Origin of the sequence: Aromatoleum evansii (assembly GCF_045689615.1) — a bacterium.
GTDB classification, from domain to species: Bacteria; Pseudomonadota; Gammaproteobacteria; order Burkholderiales; family Rhodocyclaceae; genus Aromatoleum; species Aromatoleum evansii.
The window spans coordinates 1,235,404-1,250,918 of record NZ_CP141259.1; the positions used below are offsets into that span (position 1 = coordinate 1,235,404).

Here is a 15,515-nt window from a genome sequence, read left to right on the forward strand (position 1 = left end):
ATGACTTCGTCCGAAAACGCTCTCCCTGCTGCATCTCCTGTCGAGGAGTGCTACCACTGCGGCCTGCCCGTCCCCTCGCAATCCAGCCACTACGTCGCGATCGACGGCGTCGAGCGGAGGATGTGCTGCGTGGGCTGCGAAGCGGTCGCACGATCGATCGTCGATAACGGGCTCACCGACTACTATCGGCACCGCGACGCGATGCCGGAGCCGCAGAAGGAGGCCCTGCCGGCGGAATTGCAGGAGCTCGGGCTGTTCGACCATCCGGACTTCCAGAAGAGCTTCGTCGAGCCCGTCGGCGAGCACGAGCGTGAGGCGTCGCTGATCCTCGAGGGGATCACCTGCGCAGCCTGCGTCTGGCTGAACGAGCAGCATGTGTCGCGTCAGCCGGGTGTGTCGCTGGTCGATATCAATTACGCGACGCGGCGTGCGCGAGTGCGCTGGGACGAGCGCCGGACGCGGCTGTCGGACATCCTCGCGGCGATCCAGGCGATCGGTTACCGAGCCTATCCCTATGATGCGGAGCGTTCCGAGCAGATCGCGCAACGCGAACGCCGCTCGATGCTGTGGCGCCTGTTCGTTGCAGGCTTTGGCATGATGCAGGTGATGATGTATGCCTTCCCGGCGTACATCGCCGGTGAAGGCGACCTGACGCCCGACATCGAATTGCTGATGCGCTGGGCGAGCCTGGTGCTGACCCTGCCTGTGGTCCTGTACTCGGCTGCGCCGTTCTTCCGGCGTGCACTGCGTGATATCAGGTTGCGTCGTTTGGGCATGGACGTCCCGGTGGCGCTGGGGGTGGGCAGCGCGTTCATCGCGAGTGTCTGGGCAACCCTGACCAGCGGGGGCGAAGTCTATTTCGACTCGGTGACGATGTTCGTGTTCTTCCTGCTGTGCGGGCGCTATCTCGAAATGATTGCGCGGCAGCGGGCCGTGCGCGGCGTGGAGGAGCTGGGGAAGGTGCTGCCTGCCTTCGCCGAGCGCCTTCCCGGCTGGCCGTCTCTGACCGGCGAGCGCGTTCCCGTGTCGCAACTCGCGGTGGGCGACGTCTTGCGCGTTCGTCCCGGCGAGGTTGTACCTGCCGACGGTTTCGTGATCGACGGCCGCAGCGATGCGAACGAGGCGCTCCTCACCGGGGAGAGCCTGCCGGTGCCCAAGTCGGTCGGCAGCGAGGTGACGGGGGGGAGCATCAACATCTCCAGCCCGCTGGCCATCCGGGTGGAGCAGACCGGCGATTCAACCCGTCTCGCGGCCATCCAGCGACTGATGGAGCGTGCTGCGAGCGAGAAGCCGGCGATCGCGCAGCAGTCCGACAGGGTTGCCGTCGTGTTCATCGTCGCCTTGCTGGTGCTCGCGTGCATTACCGGCGTGGTGTGGTATTTCGTCGATCCGTCACGTGCCCTGTGGGTGTTCGTGTCGGTGCTGGTGGTGGCATGTCCGTGCGCACTGTCGCTCGCAACGCCCGTTGCGCTCACCGTTGCGACCGATGCGCTGGCGCGGATGGGGGTGCTCGTGACCCGCGGCCATGCGATCGAGACGCTTGCCAACGCAAATCATTTCGTCTTCGATAAGACCGGCACCCTGACGCTGGGCCTGCTGACGCTTGAGGAGACGCTGCCGCTCGCCGAGCTCGACGCCCGGCGGCTGCTGGCCATAGCCGCGGCGCTGGAGCAATCTTCCGAGCATCCGGTTGCGCGGGCGTTGCGCGGTCCCGTCGATGACGCGGATCTCCCCGTTGCCCGGGATCTCGTTTCCGAGACGGGACAGGGGGTCACCGGAACGGTGGAGGGCGAGCGCTTCTGGCTGGGGCGTCCCGACTACGTGGCGGCGCATCTCGGCGGCGATCTGCCTCCGAGTCTCGATGCGATGTCGGGTCGCGGCGGTTCCGTCGTCGCGCTCGGCGGGCGGGGGGGCTGGCTGGGGCTTTTCCGTCTGGCCGACACTCCGCGTCCGGAGGCCGGCGAGCTGTGCGCGAAGCTGGCCGCGGAAGGCGTCCGCACTACCGTGCTGAGCGGCGACACACAAACCGTTGCGACCGCGGTCGCCGCACGCCTGGGGCTGGATGAAGCGCACGGAGGGATGACGCCTCAGGGTAAGCGGGACTTCATCGCAGGACTGCAGGCCGATCCGTCAGCCATTGTCGCCATGGTCGGCGACGGCGTGAATGATGCGCCGGTCCTCGCGCAGGCACATGTTTCGGTGGCGATGGGCGGAGGGACCGAACTCGCCCGCAACCAGGGCGACATCGTGCTGCTCAGCGAGAACCTTGCGGGGCTGGGGCGTGGCGTGGATCTGGCCCGGCGCACCCTGAAAGTCATCCGGCAGAACCTGTGGTGGTCGTTTGCCTACAATTTCACTTCGGTCCCGCTCGCGATGGCGGGCCTGGTCACGCCCTGGATGGCCGGTATAGGCATGGCGGGAAGTTCGCTGCTTGTCGTGCTAAATGCCCTGCGCCTGCAGAATCAACGCCGGGTAAATTGAACGTATATGGAAAGTCTTTACATCCTCGTGCCGCTTTCGGTGGTGCTGGTGTTCGTGATCGGCGTAATCTTCTGGTGGTCGTTGCGCTCGGGTCAGTACGATGACATGGAAGGCCCCGCCTATCGCATGCTCATGGACGACCGCGACCAGCCCGAAGGCCGTAAACCGGAACAGTCCGATGACCCTCCCGCGCAGGTCGGAAAACAGTGATCCCCATGGTGGGGAAACACGTCCTCCGCTCATCGAGCGGGGTTTGTTGACCTACGTCAACGCCCCGGAGAAGGAGGATTGGCATACTTTTCCTACGGTTTTCGAGATTGGCGCGTCGCGATTCGATCGCGCCAATCACGTTAGGAATTTTTGTCTCTCTGTTGGGGTTGGGGGTGCGCTTGATGCGCACCCTTTTTTTTTGCCCGAAAGCATGGGCTATGATGCAGTAATTAAAACCATGCTGGCAACAGGTTTTTTTTGTAATTGGGTATTTTCACCCACTACTGCAGTGCAATAGAATGTCGGCCGTTGTCACGAGCCCGTGGCGAGCCGTTGCACATGCTCTCCCGGACTGGTGCTGAAGTTTTCTTCATCTCAAGGGGAGTTCCATGCAATCGCAGGCGACTTATAACTACAACGTCGTCCGCCAGTTCTCCATCATGACAGTGGTGTGGGGCGTGGTGGGCATGCTGGTGGGGGTGATCGTCGCAGCGCAGCTTGTCTGGCCCGAGCTCAATCTGGGCGAGTGGCTGCATTTCGGCAGGCTGCGTCCGCTCCATACGAACGCCGTGATCTTTGCATTTGGCGGTTGTGCGCTGTTCGCGACCTCGTATTTCGTGGTCCAGCGGACCTGTCATACGCCGCTGTTCGCACCGTGGCTCGCAAGCTTCACCTTCTGGGGCTGGCAGCTGGTGATCGTGCTGGCGGCGATCTCCCTGCCGCTGGGCTTCACGTCCGGCAAGGAATATGCCGAGCTCGAATGGCCGATCGACATCCTGATCGCAGTGGTGTGGGTGTCGTATGCAATCGTGTTCTTCGGCACGATCGCCAAGCGCAAGACCAGCCACATCTACGTCGCGAACTGGTTCTTCGGCGGCTTCATCCTCACGGTCGCGCTGCTGCACATCGTCAATAGCGCCGCGCTGCCGGTCAGTCTGACGAAGTCCTACTCGGCCTACGCCGGCGTGCAGGACGCGATGATCCAGTGGTGGTACGGCCACAACGCAGTGGGCTTCTTCCTGACTGCGGGCTTCCTCGGCATGATGTACTACTTCGTGCCGAAGCAGGCCGAGCGTCCGGTGTATTCCTATCGCCTGTCGGTGGTGCACTTCTGGGCGCTGATCTTCACCTACATGTGGGCGGGTCCGCACCACCTGCACTACACGGCGCTGCCCGACTGGACCCAGTCGGTGGGCATGATCTTCTCGCTGATCCTGCTGGCGCCGTCGTGGGGTGGCATGATCAACGGCGTGATGACGCTTTCGGGTGCATGGCACAAGCTGCGTACCGATCCGATCCTCAAGTTCCTGATCACCGCGCTGTCCTTCTACGGCATGTCGACCTTCGAAGGTCCGATGATGTCGATCAAGACGGTCAATGCCCTGTCGCACTACACCGACTGGACCGTCGGTCACGTGCATTCGGGCGCGCTCGGCTGGGTCGCGATGATCTCTATCGGTTCGATGTACTACCTGATCCCGCGCATGTACGGCAAGACCCAGATGTACTCGGTCGGGCTGATCAACACGCACTTCTGGATCGCGACGATCGGCATCGTTCTCTACATCGCCTCGATGTGGATCGCCGGCGTGATGCAGGGGCTGATGTGGCGCGCGACGAACCCGGACGGCACGCTGACCTATTCCTTTGTCGAGAGCGTGAAGGCGAGCTATCCCTTCTGGGCGATCCGCCTTGCAGGCGGGGTGATGTTCCTGACCGGCATGCTCATCATGTTCTACAACATGGTCAAGACGATGGCAGGCGAGAAGGCGTACGAGGCGCCCGTGGTCGCCCCCGCTGCCGCTCACGCTTAATCGGAGAGACAGAACATGGCTCAATCGAAACATGAATTCATCGAGCGCAGCGTCGGCTGGCTGATCGTGCTGACCCTTCTGACGGTCAGCGTCGGCGGTCTCGTCGAGATCGTTCCGCTGTTCTTCCAGAAGACCACGACGACGGCGATCGACCGTACCGGCAAGCCGCTCGACGTGAAGCCCTACGAACCGCTGCGCCTGGTGGGACGCGACATCTACGTGCGCGAAGGCTGCTACAACTGCCATTCGCAGATGATCCGCCCCTTCCGCGCGGAAACTGAACGTTACGGCCACTACTCGGTCGCGGGCGAATACATCTACGACCGTCCGTTCCAGTGGGGCTCCAAGCGCACCGGTCCGGATCTCGCGCGTGTCGGCGGCCGTTATTCGGATGAATGGCATCGGGTGCACCTGATCAATCCGCGCGATGTCGTGCCGGAGTCGAACATGCCCGCATTCCCGTGGCTGCAGCGTCCGGTCAAGGCAGACGACATCGAGGACAAGATGCGCGCGCTGCAGACGCTGGGACACCCCTACACCGCCGAGCAAATCGCCGGTGCGCGCGCCGCGCTCGAGGGCAAGTCGGAAATGGACGCCATCGTTGCCTACCTCCAGGGGCTGGGCATCGCACTGTCGAACTTCAAGTAAGGAAAAGGAGAAGCGCCGTGGATATCAACGATCTCCGGTCACTGGTCACCGTGCTCGGCCTGGCGTGTTTCGTCGCCATCTGCGTATGGGCATACAGCAGGAGCGCACGGGCTGGCTTCGAGGAGGCGGCGCGACTTCCCTTCACCGATGACGATGCGCCGGCCCTCCCGGGGGGCCGGCACAGCAAGGAAGGATAAAAATGGCTGACTTTATTAGCGGCTTCTGGAACGCGTATGTGATGGGCCTAGTGGGCCTGAGCCTGCTGTTCTGCCTGTTCGTGCTCATGTCGAACAACAAGCGGGAAACCGGGCCGGTCGAACTGCACGGTCACGTTTGGGACGAAAACCTCGCCGAGTACAACAACCCGCTGCCGCGTTGGTGGTTGTACCTTTTCTGGATCACCCTGATCTTTGCCGTGGCTTATCTGGCGATGTATCCGGGCTTCGGCAATACCAAGGGCGTGCTCGGCTGGAGCGCGGTCGGTCAGTACGAGACCGAGATGCGCCAGGCCGAGGAGCGTTACGCCCCGATCTTTGCCAAGTACCAGGGCATGGACGTGGCGGCGGTCGCTGCCGACGAGGAGGCGCGCGGCGCGGGCAAGCGCCTGTTCGTGACCTACTGTGCGCAGTGTCACGGCGCGGACGCCCGCGGTGCGAAGGGTTTCCCGAACCTAACGGACAAGGCATGGAACTGGGGGGGCGAGGCCGAGACGATCAAGACCACGATCACCGGCGGGCGCATGGGCATGATGCCGCCGTTCGGGCCCGTGCTGGGCGCCGAAGGGGTCAAGGACGTGGTGAGCTACGTGCGTTCGTTGTCGGGGCTGGCGCATGATTCGCTGCGCGCCCAGCGCGGGGCGGAGCTGTTCCAGCAGAACTGCGTTGCCTGCCACGGCCCCGAGGGGAAGGGTACCCAGGCGATGGGGGCTCCGAACCTGACCGACGGTGACTGGCTGTATGGTTCGACCGAGGCCGTCATGACGGAAACCGTGCAAAACGGTCGCACCAACCGCATGCCCGGATTCGGCGAGTTCCTCGGCGAGGCCAAGGTCCACCTGCTGGCCTCGTATGTGTATGGCCTCTCGAACCAAGCTGCCGCTAAGTAAGTCGAAGTCCTGAATTAGCTGCACCGCTGCTCGAGTCCCCGGGGTTCGCCCCGGGGAAAATTCTAATCAGTAAATCAGAAAATACGGATATAGCGATAATGAGCGATCCGGTACGGGTGCGCGTGGTCCCGAAATCGCAGCTTCGGGACGAGCAAGGCGACGATCTGTATGCGGCCAGGCAGAAAATTCACGTCCGGTCGGTGAAGGGCGTCTTCGCGAACTGGCGTTGGGCCCTCGTCTGGCTGACCCAGATCATCTATTACGGACTGCCGTGGCTGACCTGGAATGACCGCCAGGCGGTCCTGTTTCATCTCACCGAACGCAAGTTCTACATCTTCGGCTGGGTCTTCTGGCCGCAGGACGTGTTCTATCTGGCGATCCTGCTCATCATCTCGGCCTACGCCCTGTTCTTCTTCACCGCGATCGCGGGACGCCTGTGGTGCGGATACGCCTGTCCGCAGACGGTCTACACGGAAATCTTCATGTGGATCGAGGAGAAGATCGAAGGCGACCACAACAAACGCCGCAAGCTCGAGGCGGCTCCGATGGACGCGCGGAAGATCGGTCTGCGCGCGGCGAAATTTTCCGTCTGGGGGCTGTTCTCGCTGTGGACCGGGTTCACGCTCGTCGCCTATTTCACTCCGGTAGACGAGTTGTTGCAGTCTGCCGCGACCTTCGGCTTCGGTCCGTGGGAAATCTTCTGGATCCTGTTCTACGGCGGCTTCACCTACCTGTTCGCGGGCGTATTGCGCGAGCAGGTGTGCAAGTACATGTGCCCCTATGCCCGTTTCCAGAGCGTGATGTTCGATCCGGATACGCTCGTCGTGACCTATGACGAGGAGCGGGGTGAGCCGCGCGGAAGCCGTCGCAAAGGGGTGGAGCCCCGCAGTGCCGGTGTTGGCGACTGTATCGACTGCGGCATCTGTGTTCAGGTGTGCCCCACAGGTATCGATATCCGCCAGGGGCTCCAGTACGAGTGCATCGGATGCGGCGCCTGTATCGACGGCTGCGATCAGGTGATGGACAAGATGGGGTATCCGCGCGGCCTGATCCGCTATTCGACCGAGAATGCCGTGCGGCGTCATTGGGGGCGGAGCGAGATCCTGCGGCACGTGATGCGTCCCCGCACGCTGATCTACGGCGGTGTTCTCGTTCTGATTCTGCTGGCGACGATGTGGAGTCTTGCGACGCGGTCGGATCTGCGCGTTGACGTGATCCGCGACCGCGCAACACTGGCACGCGAAGTCGCGGGCGGGCTGATCGAGAACGTGTATCAGCTGCGCATCATGAACATGCAGGAGATCACGCGTCCGGTCGTCGTGCGTGTCTCGGGGCTCGAGGGAATCCGGCTGGAAGGTCCGCAGCAGTTCGAGATCAAGCCGGCGATGACCGAGTCGGTGACCGTGCAGGTCCAGGTGCCGCCCGAGGCTGCGGCGCCCGGCAGCCACGAGATCGTTTTCGAGTTCGGTGTTCCCGGCGACTCCGCAGTTGCCGTCCGGGAACGCACCACTTTCCTCCTTCCGCGCTAATCAGGAGTACACGCATGCGCAGTGCAAACATGCACAAGACACTCGAGCCCTGGTATCGGCAGGGCTGGCCCTGGTTCCTGATCGCCATTCCTGCGATCGCCGTGATTGCGGGAATGATCACGCTGTGGCTTGCCGTCAGCACCTGGGATGGTCTCGTCGTCGACGACTATTACCAGGAGGGCAAGGCGATCGAAAAAACGATTGCGCGTTCGCTCAAGGCGGCCGAACTGGGGCTGCTGGCCGATGTCCGCCTGCGCGCCGAGGAGGTGACGCTCGATCTCACGAGCTCCGCCAACGTCCCGTTGCCCCCTACGGTGGTGCTGACCATTTCCCACCCGACGCGCGGCGGGATGGATCAGGTGGTCTTGCTCAAGCGCCGAGACGGCGGCGTGTTTGCGGCGCCGCTGTCTCCGCTGTCGGCGGGACGGTGGCTGCTGCAGGTGGAGGACGAGTCGCGCAACTGGCGCATGAACGGGTCGGTGAACATTCCCGCCGAGTCCGTGATCCGCATCGTTCCGGCGAAGTCCTGATTGCCGCCGCCCAGGGGAACGCGATGCTTAAATGGATACAGGTGTTGTGGCCGTCGTTTCTGGTGGCGGGGCTTGCCGAAGCCGTCTTTTTCACGGTGATCGATCCGCAGGAGCTCTATCTCTTCGGCGAACCGGTGCACTACTCGCTGACGGCCACATACTCGATCGGATTCTTCGGTTTCTGGCTGGTCGGCGCGGCGTCCAGCCTGCTGACGCTGTTCTTTCAGCGTGGTGCCGCGGAGCTTAACCGTAAGGCGTAAGATCGGCATCGGGCGGCGAAGCAGCGCCGCCCGATGCGCGTGGCGCAAGTGACCAGCTGCAGGTCAGCGGTAAACGAGGACGGGGGTCTTGCTGTGGGTGAGAACTTTTTGCGTCTCGCTGCCCAGAAGCAGGCCGGCGATGCCGCGGCGCCCGTGCGACGCCATGAAGATCAGGTCGCAGCCGTGACGCTCGGCCGCGTCGATGATCGCTTCATAGGGGACTTCATTGACGATGGTGTCGGTGTCCGCGGTGACGCCGGCTCCGTCCGCTGCGCTCTTCGCTGCGTCGAGGATGCGTTTTGCCTCGTCGGCTGCCGCCTTGCCGAACTGTTCCGGGGTGGTGGGATCGATCAACGCCCCCTCACCGTAAATCGGCATCGGGAAGTCGGGTTGCGCATAGAAGAACGTGATGCGAGCCCCGGCGTCCTTGGCGAAGGAAACGGCGCGGGCGATGGTGCTCTCGGACAGCGGGGAGCCGTCGGTGGGGACCAGTATGTGCTTGAACATCGTGCATCTCCCAAGGTTTTGCGAGGACAGATCGATTATAGCGACCCCGCTCGTGTGAAAGCGACGATAACGCTTGCGGGTGGTTGATTCCCGTCAATCTTCGTCGCTGTCGCTCCCGATATTCAATGTCACGTGGGAGGCAGCATGGAACTGACATTTTTCGGCGCCGCCGGGGAAGTGACCGGCTCTTGCGCACGCCTGCGCTACGACGGCGGCACCTTCCTTGTGGACTGCGGCCTGTTCCAGGGAGGACGGGACGCGGACCGCAAGAACCTGCGGGCCCTCGATTTCGATCTGCGCGGGATCGATTTCGTACTCCTGACGCATGCCCACCTCGATCATTCGGGCCTCATTCCGCGGCTGGTGTCGCTCGGTTACCGGGGAAAGATCTACGCCACGGCTGCCACCGTCGACCTGCTCGGCGTGATGTTGCTCGATTCTGCGCACATCATGGAAAAGGAGGCGGAGTGGATCAACCGTGGCAAGCGCGAGCGCAATCTGCGCCGCGGCTACGAGGCGGCTCCGCTGTATACCGTCAATCAGGCACGAGCGAGCCTGGCGAGCCTGCGCAAGGTCGCATACGGCGAAGAGTTTACGCCGCACCCGGGGGTCCGTTGCCGCTTTCATGACGCGGGCCACATCCTGGGATCAGCGGTGATCGAGCTCGACATCGAATCCGGCAGCGCTGTGCGCAAGGTGGTTTTCAGCGGTGACCTCGGGCAGCCGACGAGGCCGGTGTTGCGCGACCCTACGCCGATTCCGGAGGCGGACTTCCTTGTTGTGGAGTCTACATACGGCAATCGCGCTCACCGCGCGATGGCGGAAACCGAACGGGAGCTTGTATCCATACTCAAGGACACGCTCGAGCGCCGGAAGGGCAATGTCATCATCCCGGCGTTTGCTGTAGGGCGCACGCAGGAAATGCTGTTCGTGCTGGCGGGGCTGGTGCGTCAGGGCAAACTGGACGGGCTGGATGTGGTCGTCGATTCGCCGATGGCGGCGGCAGTGACAGAGCTCACGCTGCGTTACGACGAGCTGTGGGACGACGAAACGCGCGAGCTGCTTGGCTGGATCCGTGCCCACGGCGAGCGTATGCGCCTGAGGTTCGTTCAGGATGTGGAAGAGTCGAAGGCGCTGAATGACGAACGGTCCGGGCTTGTGATCATTTCGGCAAGCGGGATGTGCGAGGCGGGGCGGATCAAGCATCACCTGCGCTACAACATCGACCGCAGCGAGTGCAGCATCGTGATCTGCGGTTTCCAGGCGGCAGGCACGCTGGGCAGGCGCCTGGTTGACGGTGCCCGCGCGGTCACCCTGTTCGGCGAGCGGATCCCGGTGCGGGCCGCAGTCCATACCATAGGGGGGCTGTCGGCCCACGCCGACCAGCCGGCGTTGCTGGAATGGCTGGCGAATTTCGTCCAGCCGCCACGCCATACGTTTGTCGTGCATGGCGAGCTGCAGGCGGCAACTGCGCTGGCGGATGCAGTGGATGAGCGGTTCGGCTGGCCGCATGTCACGGTTCCGGCCGCGGGGCACTGTTATAGTCTGACTTGAGCGTCATCGCGACGTGCGGGAGCGTCGGGCCATGAAGAACGGAACTGCGAACAGGAAGCGTGGTGCGGGAGATCCTCAGCGAGCCGTGCGGCGCGCACTTCGCGATATCCACGACAGCGTCGAAGGGACCCTCGATCCGCTCGGGATGGCTGCCCCGATCATGCATGCACAGCTTGCCTGGCTTGCTCACCCCCAGGAACTTGCCGAACGGATGGTCGAGCTCTCGAGCGACCTGTGGCGCCTGCAATGGCATTCCGCCTGCCGTGCGATGGGGCTGGCCAGCAAGGATCCTGTCGTTCCCAATGCTGACGATGAGCGGTTTGCCGATCCGGTGTGGACCGATTCCGCAACTTGGGATCTGACCAAGGAGTGGTACCTCGCGTTCACGCACCACATGCAGGACATGCTCTTCGACACGCCGGGGCTCTCGAGCAAGGAGCGCCGTCGGGCCGCGTTCTGGTGGCGGAAGTGGTTGAACGCGGTTGCGCCGACCAATTTCTTCTGGACCAATCCGGTCGCCATCCGCAAGGCCATGGAGACGAAGGGCGAGAGCCTCGCCGAAGGCGTACGCAACATGCTCGCGGACCTCGAGGCGGGCGAAATCCGCCTGAGCAGCCCGGGCGATTTCAAGGTGGGGGTCACGCTGGGCACGACCGCGGGAACGGTCGTGTTCCGCAATCAGCTGCTGGAGGTGATCCACTACGCGCCGACGCAGCCGAAGGTGCATGCCGAGCCAGTCGTGATCGTCACGCCATGGATCAACAAGTTCTACATTCTCGATCTGACGCCGAAGAAGAGCATGGTCCGCTATCTGCTGGATCAGGGCCTGGACGTGTTCATCACGAGCTGGAAGAACCCCGATCAGTCGATGCGCGACGTCACCTTCGATGCCTATCTGGAGGAGGGCGTCCAGGCGATCGTCGAAACGGCGCGCAGCTTCACCGGCGCAGCCAAGGTGCATGCTGTCGGCTACTGTATCGGCGGCACGGCGCTGGCGATGTACATGGCGTGGGCGAATCGCCGCTTCCCCCCGAACGAGGTGCCGGTGGCCGACTGGACGCTGTTCACGACGCTGGTCGACTTCCATCGGCCCGGGGATATCGAGGTATTCATCGATGAGGCGAGCGTCCGCTACCTTTCCGAGAACATGGCGCGCAAGGGCTTCCTCGAAGGCAAGGAAATGGCGTCCGCCTTCCGCCTGCTCCGTTCCAACAGCCTGATCTGGCACTACGTCGTGCACGGCTGGCTGTACGGCGAGGCGCCCGCGCCCTTCGATGTGCTGTACTGGAACATGGATGCCACACGCATGCCCTATGCAATGCATGCGTGGTACCTGCGCGAGCTCTATCTCGAGAATCGCCTTATCGAGGTGGATGGCCTGACGATCTCGGGGCAGCCGATCGATCTGTCCCGCATCGTCCAGCCGCTGTATGCCGTGGGAGCCGAGGACGACCACATCGCGCCGTGGGCGCAGGCGTATCGCGTCAATAATATCGTCACCGGGCCGCGGCGTTTCGTGCTGTCGAGCTCGGGCCACATCCTTGGCATCGTCAACCCGCCGGTGAATCCGCCCAGGCGCAAGTACTGGGTCGCGGCGGCCCGACGCACGGACAAGGCGGACGACTGGCGCAAGCACGCCGAGGAGCATGAGGGCAGCTGGTGGAACGACTGGGTCGCCTGGCTCAAGCCGCGCTGCGGCGAGCTTGTCGACGCCCGCCCTGCCGCGTCCGCGGCCTTTCCCGAGATTGCCCGGGCTCCGGGGCAATACGTGCTCGAGCGCTGATCCGATCCCGGCTCGACGGCTGAGCCGGGGGCGCTACCCCCGATTGACCCCTGTCAAGGTGCCCCGCGGCCTGCGCACAGAGAATCCCCCGAAAGCCCCGCCAGACGGTGCCGGTCAGCCCTGATGGCGGGCCAGGCGGGCGGGGTCCAGCAGGGAGATGTGTTTACCGTGTACCGTGATGAGTCCGGCTTCGGACAGGTCGTGAAAAATCCGCGACAGCGTTTCGGGCGTCAGATTGAGCCGCGAGGCGATGACCTGCTTGCTTGTCGGCAGGGCGATGTCGCAGGCGCCGTCGCTTTCGCCGTCGACCTGCTGCAGCAGGTAGCCGATCACCCGCTGCATGCTCGAGCGCAGGGAGTAGGTCTCGACGTCCTGGATCATGCCGTGCAGGCGGATCGCCATGCCGGCGAGGAGTTTGCGTGCGAATCCCGGATCCTGGTCGATCAGTTCCGATACCACCGCCTGGCCGATGTGCAGCAGCTGCGTCGTGGTGAGGGCTTCGGCGAACACCGGGTACGGGCGGTTGAGGAACATCACGGCCTCGCCGAAGGTGTGCATGGGGCTGATGATTTCGACAACTTTTTCGTTGCCCTGCGCGGACGACACGGCGAGCTTCATCTGACCCGAAACGACGTAGTAGAAGCCGTGCACGGGATCGCCGCGCTGGAACAGGATTTCGCCCTTCTCGAGATGGCGTTCGCGGGTGAAGCGGGCGACACGGTCGATCTCCTCTGCGGTCAGTTCGCCGAAGAAAGAAACCTGGCGCAGAGCGGCGGGGATATCGACTGGACGGTTGGGCATTTCGGACTCCGTGGGGAAACTCGTGCATTCTAACCCGCAACCCAATACGGGCCGCGATCCTGTGCCTCGGCGACTGTCTCCGTTGGGCGCGACAACGGACAAGGCGCAGGCTCGAGCAAAGCCGGCTTCGGGCTCCTTGATGCTGTTTGTCGCGCCGCACAGGACACTGTTCCTTTCCGGCGCCGTGATGCTTCTCGTGAGCTTTGCGCTGTGGGCCATCGAGCTCGGCGCCCGCGCGGGGCTGCTGCCTGCGATCGGCTGGGTGTTCCCCCCGGGGTGGATGCACGCCCTGCTCGTGACGGGCGGCGTCTTCCCCCTGTTCATGTTCGGATTTCTCCTCACCGCCATGCCACGCTGGCAGGGATACGACGAGATTGCGGCGGGGCGCTGGCTCTGGTCGTGGCGCCTGCTCGCTGCCGGGTGGGCCCTCGTTACGGTGGGGATGATCGCGCCGGGCGTTGCCATGGCGGGCTTGGTGCTCGTGCTTGCCGGATGGGGCGGGATGCAGCGCATCCTGTGGCAGGTCGCGCATCATGGCGATCTGGAGGCCCTGCATGCTCGCGTGGTGTGCTACGCGATGATCGCCGGAATGGTTGCCGTACTTGCCTGGCTCGGTTTTGCGCTGAGCGGCGATCCGGTCTGGGCGCGTATTGCGATCGAGCTTGCGGTGTTCTGCTCGCTGTTGCCGGTGTTCTTCAGTGTGTGCCATCGCATGGTGCCCTTCTTTTCCAGCGGCGTGATCCCGTCCTACGTCATGGTGCGTCCGCTGTGGGTTCTGGTGCTGGTCGTCGGGGGCAGCGTCATGCATGCCGTGTTCGACGTCGCGGGATGGTTGTCGCTGCGCTGGATCGCGGATGCACCCGCCGCGGTCGCGGCCCTGTGGCTGTCGCGGCAGTGGCGGCCGGTGCCGGCGATGAAGGTGCCCCTGCTGGGGATGCTCCACATCGGCTTTCTGTGGCTGGGAATCGCGCTGACCCTCTTCGCGATCCAGAGCGCGGCCTCGCTGCTCGGGTACAACATGCTGGGCATGGCCCCGCTGCATGCGCTGGGTGTCGGATTCTTCGGGTCCGTCCTGATGGCGATGGTGTCGCGGGTCACCCTCGGGCATTCGGGTCGCAAGCTCGCAGCAGATCGCCTGACTTGGGGACTTTTCCTCGGTCTCGAACTCGTCGTCGTCGTGCGGATCACGGCTGAGCTCGTCCCCGCAGGCTGGTCGGCGCTCGTCATGCTGCTGGCTGTGCTCGGTTGGCTGGGCGTGTTCGGCGCCTGGGCAACGCGCTATCTGCCGATCTACTGGCGCCCGCGCAGCGACGGGCGTCCGGGTTGAGCGCATGTACCCGGCGATCAAGCACCTGCACATCCTGTGTGCGATCCTGAGCATCAGCGGCTTCCTGCTGCAGGGCATGTGGATGCTGCTGCGCAGCCCCCTGGTGGATCACCGCGTCACGCGCACTCTGCCGCATGTGATCGACACGGTGTTTCTCGGCAGCGCGATCACGCTGGCGACGATGAGCGGCCATTACCCCTTCGTCGCGCCGTGGGTCACCGCCAAGGTCGTCGCGCTTGTCGTCTATATTCTTCTTGGCGCGACCGCGCTGCGCTGGGGACGCACCATGCGCGTCCGGGTAATGGCGCTGCTGGCGGCCCTGCTTGTTTTTTCATGGATCGTGTCGGTGGCACTGAGCAAGCACCCGGCAGGATTCCTCGCGTATGCCGGAGTGTTCCAATGACCGATTCGCTGATCCCTTCCTCGCCCGGTTTCGAGACGCCTCTCGAGATGCTCGAGGCCTGCCATGAGCGCCTGCAGGCGCAGCTTGCGACCCTGGCACGGCTCGCCGCATGGCTGCCGGAGCATGGTCCGGACAAGCAGGCGCAGCAGGCTGCCGCCAACGTGATGCGTTACTTCGACGTCGCTGCCGTCAAGCATCATCAGGACGAGGAGGACGACCTTTTCCCCGTCCTGCGCGCGCGTGCCGATGAGGCCCGGCGTGCCGAACTCGGCACGCTCATCGACTGGATCCTGGCGGATCACCAGAAGCTCTTTGCCGGCTGGGCGCGGATGCGCACGCGTCTTGAGCGCATTGCCGCCGGGGAAGCGACCGATCTCACACCGGCGGACGTCGACGCGTTCGCGGATGCCTATCGCCGCCACATTCAGCGCGAGGAGGGCGAGCTGTTGCCAATTGCGCGCAATCTGCTGTCCGAAGAAGACATCGCCGCCCTGTCCGGCACGATGACTGCGCGACGGCGTCAATAACGGCCGAGGGCGACGGGCGTATGAAGAGGGAAAGCC

Annotated in this window: 17 protein-coding genes; 15 read left to right on the top strand and 2 right to left on the bottom strand. The window is 63.8% G+C overall.

Annotated features, from left to right (window positions below):
* The 10 genes from U5817_RS05585 to U5817_RS05630 all read left to right on the top strand — a co-directional run bounded on the left by U5817_RS05585 (nucleotide 1) and on the right by U5817_RS05630 (nucleotide 8,577).
* On the top strand, nucleotides 1–2,481 hold the full coding sequence (locus U5817_RS05585; protein ID WP_407279980.1) for a heavy metal translocating P-type ATPase: 2,481 nt from the start codon (nucleotides 1–3) through the stop codon (nucleotides 2,479–2,481).
* Between the two features lie 6 nt (nucleotides 2,482–2,487).
* Nucleotides 2,488–2,691: a cbb3-type cytochrome oxidase assembly protein CcoS gene (ccoS, locus tag U5817_RS05590; protein WP_169125061.1), complete on the top strand. Its 204-nt coding sequence runs from the start codon at nucleotides 2,488–2,490 to the stop codon at nucleotides 2,689–2,691.
* Between the two features lie 46 nt (nucleotides 2,692–2,737).
* Nucleotides 2,738–2,989, top strand: coding sequence for a hypothetical protein (locus U5817_RS05595; protein WP_407279981.1), 252 nt, complete (start codon nucleotides 2,738–2,740; stop codon nucleotides 2,987–2,989).
* 91 nt (nucleotides 2,990–3,080) lie between these two features.
* Complete coding sequence (gene ccoN / locus U5817_RS05600; RefSeq protein WP_169125063.1) at nucleotides 3,081–4,505, top strand: cytochrome-c oxidase, cbb3-type subunit I; 1,425 nt, start codon at nucleotides 3,081–3,083, stop codon at nucleotides 4,503–4,505.
* Between the two features lie 15 nt (nucleotides 4,506–4,520).
* On the top strand, nucleotides 4,521–5,153 hold the full coding sequence (gene ccoO, locus U5817_RS05605) for a cytochrome-c oxidase, cbb3-type subunit II (RefSeq protein WP_169125064.1): 633 nt from the start codon (nucleotides 4,521–4,523) through the stop codon (nucleotides 5,151–5,153).
* Between the two features lie 17 nt (nucleotides 5,154–5,170).
* The gene (locus U5817_RS05610; protein WP_169125065.1) at nucleotides 5,171–5,350 is read left to right on the top strand and encodes a cbb3-type cytochrome c oxidase subunit 3; all 180 of its coding nucleotides are present in this window, start codon (nucleotides 5,171–5,173) and stop codon (nucleotides 5,348–5,350) included.
* A 2-nt stretch (nucleotides 5,351–5,352) separates the two neighbouring features.
* Nucleotides 5,353–6,258 carry a cytochrome-c oxidase, cbb3-type subunit III gene (gene ccoP / locus U5817_RS05615; protein ID WP_407279982.1) on the top strand — a complete coding sequence of 302 codons (906 nt, stop codon included), beginning with the start codon at nucleotides 5,353–5,355 and terminating at the stop codon, nucleotides 6,256–6,258.
* 98 nt (nucleotides 6,259–6,356) lie between these two features.
* Nucleotides 6,357–7,787, top strand: a complete 1,431-nt coding sequence (ccoG, locus tag U5817_RS05620) for a cytochrome c oxidase accessory protein CcoG (protein WP_407279983.1) — start codon at nucleotides 6,357–6,359, stop codon at nucleotides 7,785–7,787.
* A 14-nt stretch (nucleotides 7,788–7,801) separates the two neighbouring features.
* A complete protein-coding gene (locus U5817_RS05625; RefSeq protein WP_407279984.1) occupies nucleotides 7,802–8,317 on the top strand; it encodes a FixH family protein in 516 nt (171 codons plus the stop codon).
* A 23-nt stretch (nucleotides 8,318–8,340) separates the two neighbouring features.
* Entirely contained in the window at nucleotides 8,341–8,577 is a 237-nt protein-coding gene (locus tag U5817_RS05630; protein WP_169125069.1) for a hypothetical protein, read from the top strand.
* A 63-nt stretch (nucleotides 8,578–8,640) separates the two neighbouring features.
* On the opposite strand, the gene U5817_RS05635 is transcribed toward U5817_RS05630, so the two are convergent.
* A complete protein-coding gene (locus U5817_RS05635; protein WP_169125070.1) occupies nucleotides 8,641–9,084 on the bottom strand; it encodes a universal stress protein in 444 nt (147 codons plus the stop codon).
* A 144-nt stretch (nucleotides 9,085–9,228) separates the two neighbouring features.
* Here U5817_RS05635 and U5817_RS05640 point away from each other — a divergent pair, with 144 nt between their 5' ends.
* Together U5817_RS05640 and U5817_RS05645 are read left to right on the top strand one after the other, a co-directional pair.
* Nucleotides 9,229–10,638 carry an MBL fold metallo-hydrolase RNA specificity domain-containing protein gene (locus U5817_RS05640; protein WP_407279985.1) on the top strand — a complete coding sequence of 470 codons (1,410 nt, stop codon included), beginning with the start codon at nucleotides 9,229–9,231 and terminating at the stop codon, nucleotides 10,636–10,638.
* Between the two features lie 145 nt (nucleotides 10,639–10,783).
* Nucleotides 10,784–12,421, top strand: coding sequence for a PHA/PHB synthase family protein (locus U5817_RS05645; protein ID WP_407281025.1), 1,638 nt, complete (start codon nucleotides 10,784–10,786; stop codon nucleotides 12,419–12,421).
* Nucleotides 12,422–12,535: 114 nt separating this feature from the next.
* Here the strand turns inward: U5817_RS05645 and U5817_RS05650 are convergent, their stop codons facing one another.
* Nucleotides 12,536–13,222 (bottom strand): Crp/Fnr family transcriptional regulator, encoded by a 687-nt coding sequence (locus tag U5817_RS05650; RefSeq protein WP_169125073.1) that lies wholly within the window; start codon nucleotides 13,220–13,222, stop codon nucleotides 12,536–12,538.
* Nucleotides 13,223–13,409: 187 nt separating this feature from the next.
* On the opposite strand from U5817_RS05650, the gene U5817_RS05655 reads away from it, so the two are divergent.
* The 3 genes from U5817_RS05655 to U5817_RS05665 are packed head-to-tail and all read left to right on the top strand — an operon-like array spanning nucleotide 13,410 to nucleotide 15,479.
* On the top strand, nucleotides 13,410–14,549 hold the full coding sequence (locus tag U5817_RS05655; protein WP_407279986.1) for an NnrS family protein: 1,140 nt from the start codon (nucleotides 13,410–13,412) through the stop codon (nucleotides 14,547–14,549).
* A 4-nt stretch (nucleotides 14,550–14,553) separates the two neighbouring features.
* On the top strand, nucleotides 14,554–14,952 hold the full coding sequence (locus U5817_RS05660; RefSeq protein ID WP_407279987.1) for a SirB2 family protein: 399 nt from the start codon (nucleotides 14,554–14,556) through the stop codon (nucleotides 14,950–14,952).
* Nucleotides 14,949–15,479: a hemerythrin domain-containing protein gene (locus U5817_RS05665; RefSeq protein ID WP_407279988.1), complete on the top strand. Its 531-nt coding sequence runs from the start codon at nucleotides 14,949–14,951 to the stop codon at nucleotides 15,477–15,479. The genes U5817_RS05660 and U5817_RS05665 overlap by 4 nt, the downstream gene beginning before the upstream one ends.
* Nucleotides 15,480–15,515 lie beyond the last annotated feature (36 nt).